General features: G+C 54.5%; 15 protein-coding genes and 2 pseudogenes. 8 read left to right on the top strand and 9 right to left on the bottom strand.

What is annotated here, in order from left to right:
• Positions 1-183 precede the first annotated feature (183 nt).
• The 7 genes from ACQE3D_RS24970 (at position 184) to ACQE3D_RS24940 (ending at position 9019) form a co-directional block, all read left to right on the top strand.
• Complete coding sequence (locus ACQE3D_RS24970) at positions 184-807, top strand: TetR/AcrR family transcriptional regulator (protein WP_427551882.1); 624 nt, start codon at positions 184-186, stop codon at positions 805-807.
• A complete protein-coding gene (locus tag ACQE3D_RS24965; protein ID WP_427551881.1) occupies positions 804-1997 on the top strand; it encodes an efflux RND transporter periplasmic adaptor subunit in 1194 nt (397 codons plus the stop codon). Before ACQE3D_RS24970 ends, ACQE3D_RS24965 begins: the two co-directional genes overlap by 4 nt.
• Positions 1994-5044: an efflux RND transporter permease subunit gene (locus ACQE3D_RS24960; RefSeq protein ID WP_427551178.1), complete on the top strand. Its 3051-nt coding sequence runs from the start codon at positions 1994-1996 to the stop codon at positions 5042-5044. The genes ACQE3D_RS24965 and ACQE3D_RS24960 overlap by 4 nt, the downstream gene beginning before the upstream one ends.
• Positions 5045-5046: 2 nt before the next feature.
• The gene (locus tag ACQE3D_RS24955; protein WP_427551176.1) at positions 5047-6552 is read left to right on the top strand and encodes an efflux transporter outer membrane subunit; all 1506 of its coding nucleotides are present in this window, start codon (positions 5047-5049) and stop codon (positions 6550-6552) included.
• A 244-nt stretch (positions 6553-6796) separates the two neighbouring features.
• Positions 6797-7243 (top strand): hypothetical protein, encoded by a 447-nt coding sequence (locus ACQE3D_RS24950; RefSeq protein WP_256610831.1) that lies wholly within the window; start codon positions 6797-6799, stop codon positions 7241-7243.
• Positions 7244-7396: 153 nt separating this feature from the next.
• The gene (locus tag ACQE3D_RS24945; RefSeq protein WP_427551174.1) at positions 7397-7672 is read left to right on the top strand and encodes a hypothetical protein; all 276 of its coding nucleotides are present in this window, start codon (positions 7397-7399) and stop codon (positions 7670-7672) included.
• 24 nt (positions 7673-7696) lie between these two features.
• Positions 7697-9019, top strand: coding sequence for an HD-GYP domain-containing protein (locus ACQE3D_RS24940; RefSeq protein WP_427551880.1), 1323 nt, complete (start codon positions 7697-7699; stop codon positions 9017-9019).
• Between the two features lie 469 nt (positions 9020-9488).
• Here the strand turns inward: ACQE3D_RS24940 and ACQE3D_RS24935 are convergent, their stop codons facing one another.
• The 4 genes and pseudogenes from ACQE3D_RS24935 to ACQE3D_RS24920 form a co-directional block, all read right to left on the bottom strand.
• Positions 9489-9719: a type II toxin-antitoxin system RelE/ParE family toxin gene (locus tag ACQE3D_RS24935; protein WP_427551879.1), complete on the bottom strand. Its 231-nt coding sequence runs from the start codon at positions 9717-9719 to the stop codon at positions 9489-9491.
• Entirely contained in the window at positions 9716-9973 is a 258-nt protein-coding gene (locus ACQE3D_RS24930; protein ID WP_427551878.1) for a CopG family ribbon-helix-helix protein, read from the bottom strand. The genes ACQE3D_RS24935 and ACQE3D_RS24930 overlap by 4 nt, the downstream gene beginning before the upstream one ends.
• A gap of 49 nt (positions 9974-10022) precedes the next feature.
• Positions 10023-10217 (bottom strand): annotated as a pseudogene (locus ACQE3D_RS24925) (WGR domain-containing protein); the annotation flags it as partial.
• 39 nt (positions 10218-10256) lie between these two features.
• Positions 10257-10568 (bottom strand): annotated as a pseudogene (locus ACQE3D_RS24920) (helix-turn-helix domain-containing protein); the annotation flags it as partial.
• Between the two features lie 45 nt (positions 10569-10613).
• Here ACQE3D_RS24920 and ACQE3D_RS24915 point away from each other — a divergent pair.
• A complete protein-coding gene (locus ACQE3D_RS24915) occupies positions 10614-11213 on the top strand; it encodes a winged helix-turn-helix domain-containing protein (RefSeq protein WP_427551877.1) in 600 nt (199 codons plus the stop codon).
• A gap of 230 nt (positions 11214-11443) precedes the next feature.
• Here the strand turns inward: ACQE3D_RS24915 and ACQE3D_RS24910 are convergent, their stop codons facing one another.
• The 5 genes from ACQE3D_RS24910 to ACQE3D_RS24890 all read right to left on the bottom strand — a co-directional run bounded on the left by ACQE3D_RS24910 (position 11444) and on the right by ACQE3D_RS24890 (position 17796).
• A complete protein-coding gene (locus ACQE3D_RS24910) occupies positions 11444-11587 on the bottom strand; it encodes a PEP-CTERM sorting domain-containing protein (protein ID WP_427551876.1) in 144 nt (47 codons plus the stop codon).
• A 52-nt stretch (positions 11588-11639) separates the two neighbouring features.
• A complete protein-coding gene (locus ACQE3D_RS24905) occupies positions 11640-12923 on the bottom strand; it encodes an IS701 family transposase (RefSeq protein WP_427551875.1) in 1284 nt (427 codons plus the stop codon).
• A gap of 593 nt (positions 12924-13516) precedes the next feature.
• Positions 13517-14656 (bottom strand): IS630 family transposase, encoded by a 1140-nt coding sequence (locus tag ACQE3D_RS24900; protein WP_427551975.1) that lies wholly within the window; start codon positions 14654-14656, stop codon positions 13517-13519.
• Between the two features lie 742 nt (positions 14657-15398).
• Positions 15399-16412: a hypothetical protein gene (locus ACQE3D_RS24895; RefSeq protein ID WP_427551874.1), complete on the bottom strand. Its 1014-nt coding sequence runs from the start codon at positions 16410-16412 to the stop codon at positions 15399-15401.
• Positions 16384-17796, bottom strand: a complete 1413-nt coding sequence (locus tag ACQE3D_RS24890; protein WP_427551873.1) for an MBOAT family O-acyltransferase — start codon at positions 17794-17796, stop codon at positions 16384-16386. The genes ACQE3D_RS24895 and ACQE3D_RS24890 overlap by 29 nt, the downstream gene beginning before the upstream one ends.
• Between the last annotated feature and the right edge of the window lie 5 nt (positions 17797-17801).

Here is a 17801-nt window from a genome sequence, read left to right as displayed (position 1 = left end):
GCTCCTCATATTGCGGACATCCGGTGTATTCCTTTTTCTACAAAGCTCCCTCTAACCTGTAAATCGCATTGATGTGATCAAATGCCCGTTTCTCAAAACTACTAAGCCAGCTTGAGATTGTTTGCTTGACAAAACATAACTACGATTACTAAGATAACACCGTTAAGTAAATAAATGGTGTTTATGAGCATATCCGAACGGCGTGAGCGGGATCGCCTGAAAGTCCGCAACAAAATTCTCGATGCGGCGCGCTGGTTGTTTGCCAGCGAAGGTTACGACGCAGTGACGATGCGCCGCGTTGCCGAGGAAATTGAATATTCTCCCACCACTATTTATCTCCATTTCAAGGACAAGGATGCCTTGATTCGAGAACTGTGCCGGTTGGATATGATGTCGTTGATGCAGGCGATCCAAAACGCTGCCGACGAGCCAGAGCCGCTGGAGCGGCTGCGTAAGACCGGGATGGCTTACGTGACATTCGGCATCGAGTATCCCAATCACTTTCGGCTGATGTTTATGAGCAACCGGCTGCATGAAGTGGAACAACTGGCTGAAATGGGGCACGGCAAGCCGGAGACCGACGCTTACCTGCTGCTGTTGAATACGTTTGAAGATGCCATCGCAAAGCAATTGCTGGCTCCCGAATTTACCGATCCCCATTTGTTGGCACAAGCTTTCTGGGCTGGCACGCACGGCGTCGTCGCCATTCATATCAACCTTTACGGCGACCCCTGGATAGAGTGGCGTAGTGTCGAAGATACCGCCAAAATGACCATTAACGCGATGATCAGAGGAGTGCAACGATGAATCACAAGGTTTTGATGTTCTCGGGTTACGCTAGGTTCGGCAACAGTTTCATTTGTAGCCGAACCTTCTGCGCCCATGCGGTCGTAACCCAAGCGACGCATCTATCGCTAGATTGGCATGCCAAACTCATTGCTATGGCAGCCTTAAGCGCAATTTTTCTGACGGCCTGTTCAGAATCCAAGACGGCCGAGCCCCCGCCTCGACCGGTTCGAGTGGTCGAGGCGCAATACCGGCAAACGGCAACCACCGCCCGTTATTCCGGCGAAATCAGGGCTAGACACGAGAGTCCCTTGGCTTTCCAGGTTGGCGGCAAACTCGTCAAGCGTCTGGTGGACGTGGGAGCGACCGTTGAACGAGGCCAATTATTGGCGACCTTGGATCAAGCCGACGTGCGTTTGGACGAAGCCGGGGCCGAGGCGCAACTGGCCGCGGCGCAGGCCGAGCTGGATCAGGCCCGTAAGGATCTGGGCCATCTCGCCAATCTGCAGGAAAAAGATCTGGCCAGTCCGGCCGCCTTGGAGCGTCGCCGCGACCAGGTTCGTAGCGCCGAAGCCCGCGTCGCTGCCTTGCACGCCTCGTTGGGAAGTTATGCTCGCAAATCCGCCTACGCGGAACTGCGGGCCGACCGTGCCGGCGTCATCACCGCCGTCGATGCCGAGCCGGGACAAATCATCACCGCCGGTCAGGCTATCGTTCGTTTGGCGCAAACCGACGAAAAGGAAGTCGTGATCAGCGTGCCGGAAAACCGCTTACAGGACTTACGTACCGCCACTTCTATCAAGGTCAATCTGTGGGCGCAGCCCGAACAGTTCTACCAGGGCCGGCTCCGAGAGGTCTCGCCGGGCGTGGATGAGGTACTGCGGACTTATACTGCCAAGGTATCGCTCGCCGACGCCGACGCCGGTGTCAGCTTGGGCATGACCGCCACCGTGCATGTACAAAAAGACGACGCACGGCCCGCAGTTAGTCTGCCATTGACGGCACTGAGCCAAGATAACGGTAAAGCGTCGGTATGGGTGTTTGATCCTGCGACCAAAACCGTTAGTCCGCGCGCCGTCACCGTGGCAGGATACGACAGCGAGAATGCCAAATTGATTGAAGGGGTAGTCGAGGGCGAAACCATCGTTACCGCCGGCGTGCATAAGCTGGTTGCGGGGCAGAAGGTACGCCTGTTGGGAGTTAGCCCATGAAGTCATTGAATCTGTCCGACTGGGCCTTGCGCCATCAGTCTTTCATTGCCTATTTGTTGGTGGCCGTCTCCTTGGCTGGAACGCTAGCTTATTTCACGCTGGGACGAGCCGAAGATCCGGATTTCACCATCAGGACCATGGTCGTCAGCGCCGAATGGCCGGGGGCGACGGCGCGGGAGATGGAACAACAGGTGACCGATCGCCTGGAAAAGAAATTGCAGGAGACGCCCTGGCTGGATTACGTGAAGAGTTACTCCGAGTCCGGCCGCTGCTTCATCTTCGTCAACCTCAAGGAATATGCCCCCAATGCACAAGTGCCCGATGCCTGGTATCAGGTGAGGAAGAAACTGAAAGACATCGCCCATACGCTGCCAGAGGGCGTGCGCGGGCCGTTTTTCAACGACGAGTTCGGCGACACCTACGGCACGATTTACGCTTTCACTGCCGACGGCTTTACTCATGCCGAACTAAAGGACGCCGTGGACGACGTGCGCCAGGAGCTGCTGAGAATTCCCAGTGTCGCCAAGGTCGATTTGATCGGCGTCCAGCAAGAGAAGGTCTATATCGAGGCTTCTCACCGTAAATTGGCAACGCTGGGCATAGACCCGATGATCATCGCCAAGACCCTGCGCGAGCAGAACGGCCTGAATCCCGCCGGCAGCATCGACACAGCCAGCGATAAGCTCTACCTGCGCGTCAGCGGCGACTTGAAATCGGTCGAGGCGATACGCGAAATCGGCATCGAAGCCAATGGTCGGCAGTTCCGGCTGGGCGACATCGCCCGGGTTTATCGCGGTTACGCCGAACCCATGACACCCAAGTTCCGTTACAGCGGAGAAGACGCCATTGGGTTAGCGGTATCGATGACCAAGGGCGGCGACATCCTGGCCTTGGGCGAACAACTATCCGCCGAGATCAACCGATTGTCGGCCAACCTGCCGGTCGGCATCGACGTGCATCAGGTATCCGATCAGCCGGGCGTCGTCAGGGAGTCCGTCGCCGAATTCATGAAGAGTCTGGAGGAGGCGCTGGTCATCGTGCTGGCGGTCAGCTTCCTGTCCCTGGGCTGGCGCACCGGCTTGGTGGTGGCCTTGTCCATCCCCTTGGTATTGGCTATTACCTTTTTGGTGATGAAGTTGTTGGGCATCGATTTGCAGCGCATATCGCTGGGCGCGCTGATCATCGCCTTGGGGCTCTTGGTGGACGATGCGATCATTTCGGTCGAGATGATGGTGGTGAAGATGGAACAGGGCTGGGACAGGATCAAGGCGGCGACCTTCGCCTACACCTCCACGGCCTTTCCGATGCTGACCGGCACCCTGGTGACGGCGGCGGCCTTCACGCCGGTCGGCTTCGCCAAGTCTTCCGCCGGCGAATATTGCTTCACGATTTTTGCGGTGGTGGGCATTGCCTTGTTGGTGTCCTGGCTGGTCGCCGTGATCTTCACGCCCTATATCGGTTATCTGCTATTACCGGATCTCACGGGTCACGGTGTGCAAGACGAGGCCGAGGTCTATAACCGCAGTATTTATCCGAAATTCCGGCGGCTGATGGCCGGCTGTCTGCGCCGCCGACGCTGGGTACTGACGGCGACCGCCGTGGCATTTGTGCTGGCGATGACTTCGTTCCATTGGGTCGAACAGCAGTTTTTCCCGTTTTCCGCACGTCCCGAAGTGCTGGTGGATCTTTGGCTGCCCCAGGGATCGTCCATCTTGACCACGGAGCGTGAAACCCAAAAAGCCGAAGCCTTGCTGAAAGACGATCCGGACATCGTCAACTACGTCAGTTACGTCGGTGCCGGCTCGCCCCGCTTTTACCTGCCCTTGGATCAACAATTGGAGCACGACAACTTTGCCCAGATCGTGATACTGACCAAGGATATGGCGGCGAGGGAAAAACTGATCGCCCGCTTGCTCGCCGCGTTCGACAACGACTTTACCTTGCTGCGCGCCCGCGTCAACCGGCTGGAAAACGGGCCGCCGGTCGGCTTTCCGGTCCAGTTTAGGGTGTCGGGGCGCGACATCAAACAAACCCGCGCCATTGCCGAGGAAGTTGCCCAGGTCATGCGCGGCAATCCGCATACACTGGACGTGCAGATGGATTGGAGCGAGCCCAGCAAGGCGGTGCGTCTGGACGTGGATCAGGATAAGGCGCGGGTATTGGGCGTCAGTTCCAAGGACATTTCCCTGGCACTCAATACCGAGCTGTCGGGATTCGGAATCACCGATTACCGGGAAAACAACAAATTGATCGAGGTGCTGGGCCGCGGCGAACCCGGCGAGCGCAACGACCCGTCGTTGATCGAGGAGATCAATATCCAGACCCGAAACGGCAAGTCGGTGCCGCTGAGCCAGTTGGTGCGTGCCGAATACGGTTTCGAGGAAGGCATCATCTGGCGCCGCGACCGTTTCCCGACCTTCACGGTGCGCAGCGACATCCGCGACGACACTCAAGCGCCGGAAGTGACCGCTCAAATCGAGCCATTGTTGCAAGCCCTGCGCGCCAAACTGCCCGACGGCTATCGGATAGAAGTGGGCGGCGCGGTGGAGAGCAGCCAGAAGGCTCAGGCCTCGATCAATGCGGTGATGCCGGTGATGCTGTTCGGCCTGGCGACCTTGCTGATGATGCAGTTGCAGAGCGTCAAGCGTACCGCGATGGTACTGTTGACGGCGCCGCTAGGACTGATAGGCGTGGCGGCCTTTCTATTGATCTTCGATCAGCCTTTCGGCTTTGTCGCCACATTGGGCGTGATTGCACTGGCCGGGATGATCATGCGCAATTCGGTGATCCTGGTCGATCAGATCGAGCATGACATCGCCGCCGGCGTCAGGCCTTGGGATGCAGTGATCGAGTCCGCCGTGCGCCGCTTGCGCCCTATCGTGCTGACCGCCGCCGCGGCAATCCTCGCGATGATCCCCCTGGCCGGTAGCGTGTTTTGGGGACCGATGGCCGTGGTGATCATGGGCGGCTTATTGGTGGCTACTGTGCTGACCTTGATATTCCTGCCGGCTTTGTATGTGGCTTGGTTTGGGATACGGGAGGAATGAAGATGGCTATGCACTTTTCTGAGTCCTGCGCGGCGCGCGGGAATGAGACCACACTTATTTTTCGGCGGCTAAGTCTGCTGGGTCTTGCCGTCTTGCTCACCGCCTGCGCGGTGGGCCCAGATTATCAGCCGCCGCAGCCGGCCATGCCGGAACGCTGGACCGAAGCGGCCCCGGCAACCACCGTCGCTGCCGCTAATGAACTGGCGCAATGGTGGCGGGGCTTCAACGACGACAGGCTGAATCGGCTGGTCGAGCGGGCGCTGCAAGGCAACCTCGATCTCAAGGCGGCAGGAGCCCGCATCCAGGCCGCCAGAGCTCAACGCGATGTGACCGACGCGGAACGCTGGCCCAGCGTCAACGCCTCCAGCGCTTTTCAACGGCAACGGATCAGCCCCAATGCCTTACTGGGTGCGCTGGGTTCGATACAAGGAGGAGGCCAAGGTAAGAACGGTCTGCTTTCCACGCTGGGTCCTCTCGGCACGCCGTTTAACCTGTTCCAGGCCGGTTTCGACAGCTCCTGGGAACTGGACCTATTCGGCGGCATCCGCCGTCAACAGGAAGCGGCTGAAGCCAACGCCGAGGCGATAGCCGATAGCCAGCTCGACGTACAAGTCAGCCTAGCCGCCGAAGTGGTTAGGACCTATCTGGAATTAACGGCGCTGCATTCCCGGCTGGCTATAGCCGAAGATAACCTGAAAAACCAGCGTGAGATCTTGCGTCTGGCCGAGGCCGGCTTTCAGGAAGGCATGGCGACGGCACTGGATGTGCAGCGGGCGAAAGCTGAATTGGAAACGGCCGAGGGCAGCGTTGCACCTATCTCAGCGCAGATCAAGAATACCCGGCATGCTCTGGCGCTGTTGGCCGGATTGCCGCCTGCCGGATTGGAAGGCGAATTGGCAGAAGTCCAGGCGGCGATTCCCGTCCCGCCTGCCGTTCAGCCAGGCATGCCCTCCGATTTGCTGCGGCGGCGGCCCGACATCCGCCAGGCCGAACGCACGGTAGCATCGGCTTCCGCATCCATCGGTGCGGCGGTGGCGGAATTATTCCCCAAATTATCCCTGACCGGTGCGGCCGGCTTTCAGAGCCAGGATTTGAGCAACTTCACCAGCCTGTCCAGCGGTTTCTACGGCTTCGGTCCGCGCGTTTCGCTGCCCATTTTCCAGGCCGGTCGCCTGCTGGCGAACATCGATGCTCAAGAAGCCCGTCACCAGGAAGCGCTGATGGCCTATGAAAAATCGGTTTTAGCGGCGCTGCGGGAAGTCGAAGACGGGCTGTCCACGCTGCAGGGCGAACACAGCCGGCGGTTGGCCCTGGAAAGCGCCGTGCAGTCGGCAAAAAAGGCCGCGGAAACCGCGGAGGCTTATTACTCCGAAGGCGAGGCCGATCTCTCAAGTGTGCTGGATAGCCGCCGCAGTTGGCACAATGCCCGCGAGCAACTGTTGCAAAGCCGTTTGGCGTGGGCGACGGGGCATGTTGCTTTATATAAAGCTTTGGGCGGGGGATGGTGACAGTAGCTTTACTTCGCATGAAACGGGGGTGCGTAACTACTATATCGTAGGAGAAGGTATCGATCTGCTGCGGTGCCTTCTCAAAGGGGATGGGTTTCTACGACCTAAGTCTCGGCTTACTGGCACTCGTCATCGCCATTCCGGTAATCCAGGGCATGAGCGGCGCACTGCCGAAAGAGCAGTAGTGTTGTTCGCGCGGAAAAACCAACGGACTTTTCATATCCATCAATAAAAGGTAGCAACAATGGATCAATCTATCATCAGCGGGCTTTCCGCTGTTCTCGGGTCTTTGGTAGGTGGAGTTTCCAGCATCGCGACCGCGCGGTTTACTCAAAAAGCCCAGAGCAAGCGTGAATCGATCAATGCTGAAATACGCCGGCGCGAACTGGTCTATACCGAGTTCATTGATGAATGCTCCAAGTTGGCGATGGATGCCTTCGATCGCACGCTGGAGCATCCCGAAACCCTGATGAATGCCTATGCGCTGCTGAACCGTATCCGACTTACTTCTTCGGATTCGGTCGTTGATGCCGCGGACCAAACGATAAAGCGTATCGTGGAACAGTATTTTCGACCCAAACTGTCTATAGAAGAACTACCCAAAATGGCGGCTTCTGGACTTGCAGACCCGCTGAAAGACTTCAGTTTTGGCGCCAGGCAGGAACTGCTCCGACTGAGCCGTGATAGCTAAGCTTCCGGAGCCAGTGTTCCGAGTTTATAAAGCAGCCTCGGCCACGCACCATGACGTTGGTCATCTGCGACGAAGACCGCTCATTGCTCAGTAAACACTAATTTCATCTGCAAATCGTTAGCGCCGTAAATCCAACAATTAGGAGGAATTAACATGACTGAATTTTCAAACGACCAGGGCATCGCAATAGTGCTGCTGGAAAAACTTACCAGTGAGATCATACCAAGAGCCAAAAGCATTCAGGAAAGGCTGGCAAATGGGGAGCATTTAGATCATTGGGATAGGCAGTTTTTGGAGGACTTGATTAGGGATGCCCAACGAATTAAACCATTAGTAGACCAGCATCCTGAGTATCAAGCGTTATATGCCCAAGTTGCTCATTTGTATAAACAGATTACTGATCAAGCATTATTGAATGAAAAAAATTAGAATCGCATACCAATTGGCGTATCGATGAAATCACGAATTGGTTCTTTACGGAAGAGTTTGATAGTCCGGCTAATAGCCTTGTCGGCCGTGGTGTCCATTCTGGTTGGCGGCGGCGTATTTTGGCTGGAGCGCGGGCGGTTCGAAGCCGTCATCGCCGAGCGCACCCATCTCGCCATCGAATTACTGAAACTACGGATCCAGGATATTGAGGCACTCAGCCATCGCCCCTGGGAATCGCAGGTACAGCAAGCGGTGGACGATTTGCGGAAAGTTTCCACGAACAGTGCCTTCGGGCATTTTGTCTGGTTATCGATTCACAATGCCAAAGGCCTGGAAATTGGGCGCATGGAAGATTTGGACTATCCCCAGCTACAAACTCTGATTCAGAACCATGATCGACAAGCCGCCGCTAGCGGAAACAAGCTTGCCTTGACGCCATTGATAGGGCCTGACGGCAACCCCGTGTATGCGATTGGCTTGAACATCATGGATGCCGATGGCCGAATCGTGGCGACATTAAGGGGTCTTTATTCGGTTGCTCCGCAGGCTATCGCGGAATTATGGCGCGATATTATCCATTCGGTTGCCGTTTCGGTATTGCTGGTGATGCTGGTGACCTCTTTGCATTATCCGGTGGTGCGCCGCTTATTCGATCACCTTGGACGATTATCGATACATCTGCTGGATGCGAATCTGGAAACCTTACAAGCTTTTGGCAGTGCGATTGCCAAACGCGATAGCGAGACCGACGCGCATAATTTTAGGGTGACTATTTATGCCGTCAGGCTAGCCGAGGCGGCTGGATTGAACGCCGGCCGTATTCGCACGCTAATTAAGGGCGCTTTTTTGCATGACATTGGCAAAATTGCCATCCGGGATCATATATTGCTGAAACCCGGAAAGCTGGATGCCGGCGAATTCGAAGTCATGAAAACCCACGTTTTGCATGGACTGGACATCATCAATCATTGCCAATGGTTACGCGATGCCGGCGATGTCGTCGGTAACCATCATGAAAGATTCGACGGCAGCGGTTACTATTCAGGTCTGAAAACCCAGGAAATTCCGCTGACGGCACGTATTTTCGCCATCGTCGACGTCTTCGACGCCTTGACGTCGGCGCGTCCTTACAAAATGGCATTGAGCTACGAAGATTCGATAGATCACCTCCAACGAGAGGCTGGCAAGCATTTTGATCCGGAGTTGTTAAACGTTTTCGTGGGCATTGTAGAGCCTTTATACCATCGCTTCGCGCGGCATGAAGAAGATGCCAGAAATGAATTGGCAAACATCATTCAACGATACTTTAAATGTGATATTTCTGATTTATTTGACGAAAATCTTTAACTTATTGTCATGGTCCAGCATCAGATCGCGGTAGAAGTACCGCTTGCCTGATATATCCCCCGAATTGTCTGAGGCCTACCGCTAATGGCTTGCAACTCTTGGTCGCAGTGAGGCAGTTATAACAGCATTTTGCTCGCCGAATACCGGACATTCCACGGAGTCTTAGGATACCTGAACTATTGAAATTGGATAGTGACCACGACCGGCGGGTTTTGGCCGAAACTGTGAATTCGCCGAGTTCAGTGAGCCTATCCCGATAGCTGACGTTCAAATTTTAGGGTTTCGATGAAACCAAATTCTAAGTGTTATAGGAACTATACAACTCTCCGGCATTCAGAATCTGCATGAGCATGTTGCATCTGACTGGATATCAAGAGACAAAATTTCTGGGGTTCCGGCTTACATCCCCAATAAGCTAAAAGTTATCCGGCCACAATCTTGCGCCGTGAAATACAGCCAATATTTGAATTTATTGTTCTTTTAATTGATAGGGCAATATGTATTGTGTGCCGACAACCACTAACTCCCTTGTTCCATCGACGCGGCCAGCGCGGCCTAGCTGTGGGTTGTCTTGCAGCAAGACAGCGCGTACTTTGATTTCAGCTAATAGTCTGCGGGCTGCGTTGGGATTTTCTTCGGCGATAAATGTAAATATCTCGCGTAAGTCCTGTCGGGCGGGTTCGGTCCAAACGAGTTTCACACCCTACCCTTGGATTTTTGTTCGATCAGTTCTTCCATTTCACGCATGACATCGTCATGATCGACCAATTCACCACGGTCGGCGGCCGCTATACCTTGGGTGATTTTCTCGACCTGCCAAGCATGGGTTTTCAAGTATTCCCGTAAAGCTTGATTCACTAGGTAATTGCGTGATCGATCTAATGCCCCAGCAATAAAATCGAGTTGATGCACCATGTCTGATTCAGCCCTTACGGTAAATGCTTCGGTTGCCATGGTTGCCGCTCCGGTTAATGGTGGTTCATTTGTAATCGTATCGCATAACTTAACGTACTGCCGGAATTGATTGATAGCCTTTTTTACATTTGGCCGCGCACAACTTCTTCCCGGCGACGATGGCTTCTTCCTGGGTGTCGAACCACTCCTTTCTGACGGTACCGGGTGACCCTACCCTGCCCAGCGACCAATCATCGAATAGACCAGGCGCCACAAACATTTGGTAAAACCGATGCATGTTGTCTTTGTCATCGTGTCGTTACAAATACACATGATTCATCACTTACTCCCCAGAAGAGTGGATCGTATTTTCACTTTGCGGGGATTTCATCGCCGCTTCCCGAATCCGCAGAATGGTTTGCAGGGTGGTTTTGAATTCCCGAGCTAACTCCGAAACGTTGCGGCCAGCGGCCAAACGTTTGACTACTTCAACACGATCTTCCGCATTGAGCGCCGGCGGCCTGCCAAATTGTTGCCCCGCTGCCTTCGCGCGACTAATGCCCGCTTGGGTTCGCTCAATCAGCAAGTCACGCTCAAACTCGGCGACCGCTGCGATCACCTGCATAGTCATCTAGCTGGCAGAACTGGTCAGATCAGCGCAAAGTCGGGTAATATTTAGCAGCCTGTATGAAGAGCCTCCATGACTGAAGCGTTACTACTCTTGTTCATCCTGACTATGGTGTATTTCATGACGAAGAAACCTAAAACCACCCCCGATCCCCTATCTACAATAGCCAAAACAGAACAACCTGCAACGCCGGTAGCGAGTAAATCTACTGCTAAAAAAACCAGCACCGCGCAGAAAACCCCAAAAAAGACCTCGGATGTCGAAGCCAACGCTAAGGCTGAACAGACAGCTACGGTCAAAGCGACTAAAAAACTAACTGAAACACCTACAGCAGCTATAACTCCCACTGCCGAAACCGAACAGCCTAAAACTACCAACACCACCGCTAAAAAATCCAATCCAGCGAAGAACGCGCCGAAGAAGTCTGAAATCGCGGTCCCGGAACCCGTAGAGGCAACGTCGGAAATATCGGCAAGTGAACGGACCGGTTTAACCGCAGGCAGCATTTGGCATTTCTTATCCGAGAACGGCGCTACCTCGGTTACAAAACTGATTAAAGAACTGCCGGAAGAAGAAAAATTCATCCAGCGAGGTATTGGCTGGTTGGGCCAGGAAGGCAAAATTACACTGAGCATCGTTGACCGGGCCGAGATGATAGCGCTGAAAGAATAGCTTTGCTGTAATAGGACGGGTGATGGCCAATCAGTTCGGACGAGCTGACAGTCGCATGGCGACCCATAGGAGGCAATCGCTCTAGTTTTGCAATGTCCGCAAACTGATAATAAGCCGATGTTTTGATTGTTGTAGTCAGTTAGGTTTTTAGCTTCTCAAACCTGCGACCTTTAGCATCCAGTTACACAAAAAAGGCACCCGAATGAGCCGGATTCGTAACTTGAAGATACTTAAACTCTTTCATTTCTGCGGCGACGCGATGCAAAACTAAAAACACCCAGGCCGATAAGCATCAAGGGGAGTGCTGCTGGAAGTGGAACGCTAGAAGGGCTAGCGGTGAAGCTGATCGTCCGCAATGCGAATCCGTCCGTCACTCCGTTGCCTTCCACATAAAAATTAATAGTGTTAATTCTACTTTGTCACATTTCATTCCAACGCCACTTGAGAGCATCTGGCGTGGGATTCCTTGGCCTTTTGTCGCAGATCATGTCGCTTAGTGATCACGTCCGCCAATTCTTCAGCCGTGAGTTGTCGACGTGGCAATAGATGGGCCAGCGCCGTCACTAAGTCGTTGAATGACAGCATGGGCCACTGTGGGCGGCCGGCCTTTTTCTGCTTGACCAGAAACAAGGTTCCGAGCATCACCAAGGCCATATGATGATGCCAGGCATCCCAGCGGCGCACTTGATAGTCAGCCATGCCGCATTCGCTTTTCGCCTCGCGAAAACTGTGCTCAATGAAGAAGCGTTGCGCCTGTACCCGCGCCAGTTCTTGCCAAGGCGTATCCAGCGGCGCATTGGATAAGCAAAAGTGCGAGATCGTGTCCGCGCCGACTTCACGTCGTACCAACAAATGCCAGCAACGCGCGGTTTCTTCTTGCCCATCCCACACCCAGACCAGGCCATGCAAATAGTCGGCGACCAACAACCCTTTTTCGCCCTCGCGCAAGGTCAGCCGTTGCCAGGCTTCGGGCGCTTGCGCCGCAGCCCATTGATCCACGCGTTGTGCCGTGCATTGCGGTTGACGATGGTTTGGTTTTCTACCGCGTCCTGACCAATCAGGCACCCGCGGCTCAGGGTCTTGCCGATAAATCGTGTGGTCGCAATGGACATCGGCTACAAACCGGCAACCTTGTTCATCGACGCTCCGCAGAAAAGCCGGTTCCTTGCCGTAGCCACCGTCAATGCCGACGTAGCCGAATCGAATACCACGTTGCCGGGCGGTTTCCAGCATCGCCAGCGCCAGTTGCGATTTACTGAAAAACTGCCGCGCCTCCTTGGGAATCGCCGCCTTCTTGCAGCGCTCATCATCGCCGCACCAGTCCTTGGGTAAATACAGACGGGTGTCGATCAGGGTGGCCAGGTCGCCTCGACACAAGGCCGCGAAGACGCCGACCTGACAGTTATCGACTTTACCCAAACGTCCGTTCCACTGCCGGGCCACACCGGCGGACGCCTCGCCTTTCTTGGCGAAGCCGCTTTCGTCGAAAATCAATACCGCATCGCGACCGCCCAACAGATCGTTTGTTTCCAGCGCGATCTGTCGTCCAAACCCCTCCCAATCCACGCTGCCTTCGGTCAACATGTGCTGCATCGATTGGTGATCCACTTCATTCACCTCGCTCATCCGCAGCATATTGGCCCGTTCCGATTGGAACAGCCCCCGCATATAGCCCTCAAATGTGGCTGTGGAGTCGCGGGTAGAAGACACGAAAAACGATGAAAAAGCCGCCAAATGCGCGCTGAGCGCCTCTGGGATGCCTTGAAGGGCGCGAATGAGCGATGTTCTAGAATTTTCACGACATAATCGTAATTAACTATATAAAACAATGGCTTATTATATCTCAATTCAGCCTTTTTAGGTAGCAAGGCTAATGTGACAAAGTAGAATTAAGCCCGGAAATAAATCCGGACGTAAGATTAACAACAGATCCATATCCGTAAGTTGGGCCACTTCCCCAAGGGATTAAGCTACCTCCATTCAAACTAAATTTGGGAACCCAAGTCCCTCGACTTGCATAACCTTCACCAGAATCATCCGCTGCCCACTGGAATTGGAGATTTGCGGTGGCGGGATTGTAACCAGTCAAATCAAATGTTTGACGGAAATTAAAGAAAGTCCAGGTCTCCATCCCTCCATTTGTCCCTGTTGTATTATTTGCAATCCACTCTGATCTCGATGCGATCGCTGTAGCGGTGACAAAACCGGTCTGAGAAAAAGAGGAGTACAAACCATCCACTCCCCCAACGTTAGTAGCTACCTCCCACGCACTAGTTAGATCGTTCCATCAATATGATTACGAATTAAGCCACCGCCAAGTCAAACTTTTTCCAGCGGAAAACGACCGGAGCGGCATTCATTTCAGCAACGCCCTTCAGAATGCGCGCCTTGAGTTCGGCGATTGAGGCGACGCGGATATGGCGAAGGAAGGTCCGGGCCATTTTCGAGAAGGCGCATTCGATCAGGTTAAGCCAGGAACCGTGTTTGGGGGTGTGAACGTACTCGAAACGCCCCGGCCGCGTCGCCAAATAGGCCATCGTTTCCTTCGATAGGTGCGATGAATGGTTATCCAGGACGACACGAATGATGGCCTGTGGCGGGTAGTAAGCGTCGATCGACTGGAGCAACGCGATGAATTCGCGGCTGCGATGCCGGTCTTCAACCTGAGCAAACACGTGGCCGGTATGGAGGTCGATACCGGCCAGGATCGAAACGGTACCATGCCGAACGTACTCGTAATCCCGACTCAACGTCGGCGCCTTGCCCGGCACCGGCGGCAAGTCCGGGGCCGTCAAGCCGATCGCTTGAACCCCTGGCTTCTCATCGACGCTGACCGTGTAAATCGGATTCGGCCGCCCCTCATGAACAGCACCTTCGGCGTAAAGTGAAACGTCCCGATAGACGATCAATACCTCACGCATCTTCCGGTCGAAGTCGGGATCCCGCTTCTCCAGGTAGTAGCTGATCTTGTGGGGCTTGAGTTGGTTCTCGTCGAGAATCCGCCAGATCGTACTTTTGCCAGCCCCGGTAAGACGCGGAAATCCCGATGGCTCGGCTTGTTCGGACACATAACTCGCCAATGCCGAGATGCTCCACAATTCCGCGGCCAGCCCAAACGCTTTCGGTTGGGTGCAGGCGATGCTGACCACCCAAGCCTTGGCCTCATCGGTGATTTCAGGCGCGTGAGGTCGATGATAGGTGTCCTTCAGTCCCGCCTGGACGCCAGCCGCCAGCGCCTTGTCGATACATTTGTAAATCATCGGCCGGCTCACGCCCAATTGTCGCTGAATCGCACTGATCGACAGGCCTTGGGCGTACTGAAGCAGAACCCGGGCGCGTTCCACTTCACGTACCGGCGCCGTACGCGAGGCCGCCAGTTCAGACAACTTGGTTCTTTGCTCGTCAGTCAACACCAGGGCCGCTCGCCCACTTCTCCGTCCCATGATCCCCCCCAATTTGAATAGGATAAGGATCATGACTCTCTATGGCATATTTGTAAATAGATTAACGGAACGATCTACTAGCGTTGGCAGTGGCTTCAAAAGATAGCACAGATGCTTCGCTTTGCCCGGTCAAAATGATAGAAATAACAGTGGCCAAAAGGCCGACGCTACGTCTTGTTGAATTTGATTTCTTAACGTTTTTTTTCATAGAAACCTCGACGAAATAAGGTTTTATTTATTGTTTTATGCCACAAAGGCCAGCTCCAGGAATTTTTGTCTCCCAACCTAAAGAGGCATTTCCCATGCTCGCAATAGGTTTATTGCTTTTTGCGAACTGTGTCAAGATGGATTTTTGAGCAAATGCTGACTACTTAGAAGGCGTGACTGTTTACTTGCCTCTTCTATGGCAGCTATTGAACCGTTTTTACTCATTCGGGAAGCTCATCTGCCCGACGGCTTTTGGCCAGGTCGAGTCGAAGGCGACGCAAAATTGCTCGTCTAGAAGCGGTCGTTCGTTGGAGTGACGGACGATAAATTACGCCGACATCATCAAGGACCGGTTTTGGCCGGAGGGGCCTAACGGCTGGAGATCCAACAAGTTATTGGCGCCAAATTCCCATTGATTTCAACCAAACATGCTTTAACCAGCCACGGGCACTTAGTCGTCTTGCAGTCGATCTAATACTTAACGCCCAAACCATGCTTGCCAACCTGTCGATCACTTGTCGTTCTGTTGTCGTCTTTACTTTGAGCGATTGCATAACGCACAGTCCAACACTATCGTCGATTCCGTAGAACGAAAATGCTTGTAATCGTAAAATCGGATATTCGCGCTTTCACTCAACAAGAGTGAGCAGTCGGGAATATTCCGGCCACCGGTTACCATCGAAACCGTGGTTTTAAAATGCCGCAGTCCAGATTCGCCATAGACTTTGGCAATACTCGGATGCAGCGGGTTTAAATAGTAATGCGCTTCGATCTGTTGGCCATTTAGAAACGCCACCAGCGATTTAAACTCGTCGAATCGCGTCATTATCCAAGGCGAAACAGACTTTGGCCCCCTACCCTGCTCGAATTGTCTGTTGACGAATTCAGTTTCGTTTCTCTGTATTTCCGTCTCGTACCGAACCAATTGATACCGGCCCGTTTCGTCGATGTCGTATCGAACGGAGATGGTGTGATGGTAGGCATCAAACAAATACCCTATCCCATCGCCGAGGCTGGGTTCGAACAGGTAGTCCAAATAGAATTTCCAGCGCGATTCGCCGGTCACGATCGGATGCAATCGATTGGCCGGGCCCGCGTTCACCGGGTCTGAAAAGGCGAACGGCTCCAGTCCGTAGACGATGCGCTTCAGCGGCAGCCCTTGTCCGATCAAGGCCTTGATCGTTTCAAGAATTTCGCCAGGCCGCCCCGCTAAGAAGGCCAGGTTGTAACAGCGATTGTCGGGGAAATACACCGCCAACAGCCGTGGATCGAGCAAGCCCATCACCGACGAGCCGACCAGAAGGCAATCGATCGCCTGTTCCGAGGCGGGTGCCGAGAGCGTATTCAACAAATGCCGCACCTTGAGGTAGCGTTCGTTGGTCGCCGGCGACGTGTAGGGTTCCGCAACCCCTCGGTCGACGTCGAACACTTGGTAGGGATTGACCCACCAGTTCCACGCCGGCATCGCCCCGCCGATCAATGCGGATAAGGCCACGGCGGCCCGCCAGCAATGGCCGAACTTAAAACGACCAGTAGATGAAGCTTTCATGGGCTGCGGATAACCAGGTGCCGGCGAAGAACAAACCAGCGAAGACGGCGAGCGCCTTCAAATTCGGGGTCAAGGTGTCGAGTTGCGCTTGCGCATGGCGGTAGCGCAGACAAACGGCCAGTAAGAAGCCGATGGCGAGCATGTCCAGGCCGTTGATCAGCCCCGAAATCGGAACCGTCTCGGACCCGAACCAGCCGGCGAGCATGACCGGCACCGATATCCCTTTGAGTCCCAACATCGCCTGCCAGATCTGTATTGCCTGGTCAACGTTCGCCGCCCTAAATAGCACCCAGGCGAAAAATACACCCAGCAAGGTCAAGGTGCTGGCCAGATAGCCCGGCATCGAATAACCGGTCTTAGTCCACAGCCGATACAGCGCGATCATACCGCCGTGCATCGCGCCCCAGGCGACGAAGGTCCAGGCGGCACCGTGCCATAAGCCGCCCAATAGCATCGTCATGATCGCCGCCCACAGACCACGGTAAAAGCCTTGCCGGCTACCGCCCAGCGGGATGTACAGATAGTCGCGCAGAAACCGCGAGAGCGTGATGTGCCAGCGCTTCCAGAAGTCGGCGATCGTGTCGGCTTGGTACGGCGAATTAAAGTTTTGCGGCAGCACGATTCCGAACATCAGTCCGATGCCGATGGCCATGTCGCAATAGCCCGAGAAGTCGAAGTAGATTTGCAAGCCGTAACCCACCGCCGCTACCCAGGCTTCGCAGAGCGTGAGTTGATTGCTGAGTCCAAACAAGGGATCCACTACGGCCGCCAGGCGATCGGCGATCACGGTTTTCTTGCACAACCCGGCCGCGAACAGGAACTGGCCTTTGGTCATGCGTTCCGGATCGAAGCGGATCCCTTGCTTGAGCTGCGGCATTACGTCGGAATAATGGAGGATCGGGCCGGCAATCAGATGCGGGAAAAACGAGATGGAAAACGCGAAGCGGCGCAGGTTGAAATCCTCGACCCGGCCTTGGGCGCAATCGACTAAATAGGCGATCGCCTGAAAGGTGAAGAACGAAATCCCGAGCGGCAAAACCACGTGTAGCAATGGCCACTGGCTGCCGGTCAGCGCATTACCCGTCTCAATCAGAAAATCGGCGTATTTGAAATAGGCCAGCAGCCCCAGATTGTAGAGAACCCCCACGGCGAGCAGGACGTTGGAACGGGTGAAGGCCATCCGTTTGCCCCAGTAGAAATTCAGCAAGGCGTTGACGACCAACAGCACGGCATACTCGCGGCTCCATGCCGCATAGAACAACACCGAACTGGCGACGATGCACCACTGCGCCGTATTTCCGTAGTGTCGCGACATGAACCACCACCAACACACCAGGGTCGCCGGCAGAAACAGGTAGAGGAATTCGGGGACGGTGAACAGCATATCGA

Origin of the sequence: Methylomonas sp. MS20 (assembly GCF_050275925.1) — a bacterium.
GTDB classification, from domain to species: Bacteria; Pseudomonadota; Gammaproteobacteria; order Methylococcales; family Methylomonadaceae; genus Methylomonas; species Methylomonas koyamae_A.
This window is presented reverse-complemented; position numbering and strand designations above follow the sequence as displayed.

Bases quoted from the DNA above. Each gene is read 5' to 3' on its own strand.
- ACQE3D_RS24915 (WP_427551877.1), top strand. From the start codon at position 10,614: ATGACTGAAGCGTTACTACTCTTGTTCATCCTGACTATGGTGTATTTC.
- ACQE3D_RS24960 (WP_427551178.1), top strand. From the start codon at position 1,994: ATGAAGTCATTGAATCTGTCCGACTGGGCCTTGCGCCATCAGTCTTTC.
- ACQE3D_RS24970 (WP_427551882.1), top strand. From the start codon at position 184: ATGAGCATATCCGAACGGCGTGAGCGGGATCGCCTGAAAGTCCGCAAC.
- ACQE3D_RS24950 (WP_256610831.1), top strand. From the start codon at position 6,797: ATGGATCAATCTATCATCAGCGGGCTTTCCGCTGTTCTCGGGTCTTTG.
- ACQE3D_RS24890 (WP_427551873.1), bottom strand. From the start codon at position 17,796: ATGCTGTTCACCGTCCCCGAATTCCTCTACCTGTTTCTGCCGGCGACC.
- ACQE3D_RS24945 (WP_427551174.1), top strand. From the start codon at position 7,397: ATGACTGAATTTTCAAACGACCAGGGCATCGCAATAGTGCTGCTGGAA.
- ACQE3D_RS24930 (WP_427551878.1), bottom strand. From the start codon at position 9,973: ATGGCAACCGAAGCATTTACCGTAAGGGCTGAATCAGACATGGTGCAT.
- ACQE3D_RS24940 (WP_427551880.1), top strand. From the start codon at position 7,697: ATGAAATCACGAATTGGTTCTTTACGGAAGAGTTTGATAGTCCGGCTA.
- ACQE3D_RS24965 (WP_427551881.1), top strand. From the start codon at position 804: ATGAATCACAAGGTTTTGATGTTCTCGGGTTACGCTAGGTTCGGCAAC.
- ACQE3D_RS24900 (WP_427551975.1), bottom strand. From the start codon at position 14,656: ATGGGACGGAGAAGTGGGCGAGCGGCCCTGGTGTTGACTGACGAGCAA.
- ACQE3D_RS24895 (WP_427551874.1), bottom strand. From the start codon at position 16,412: ATGAAAGCTTCATCTACTGGTCGTTTTAAGTTCGGCCATTGCTGGCGG.
- ACQE3D_RS24955 (WP_427551176.1), top strand. From the start codon at position 5,047: ATGGCTATGCACTTTTCTGAGTCCTGCGCGGCGCGCGGGAATGAGACC.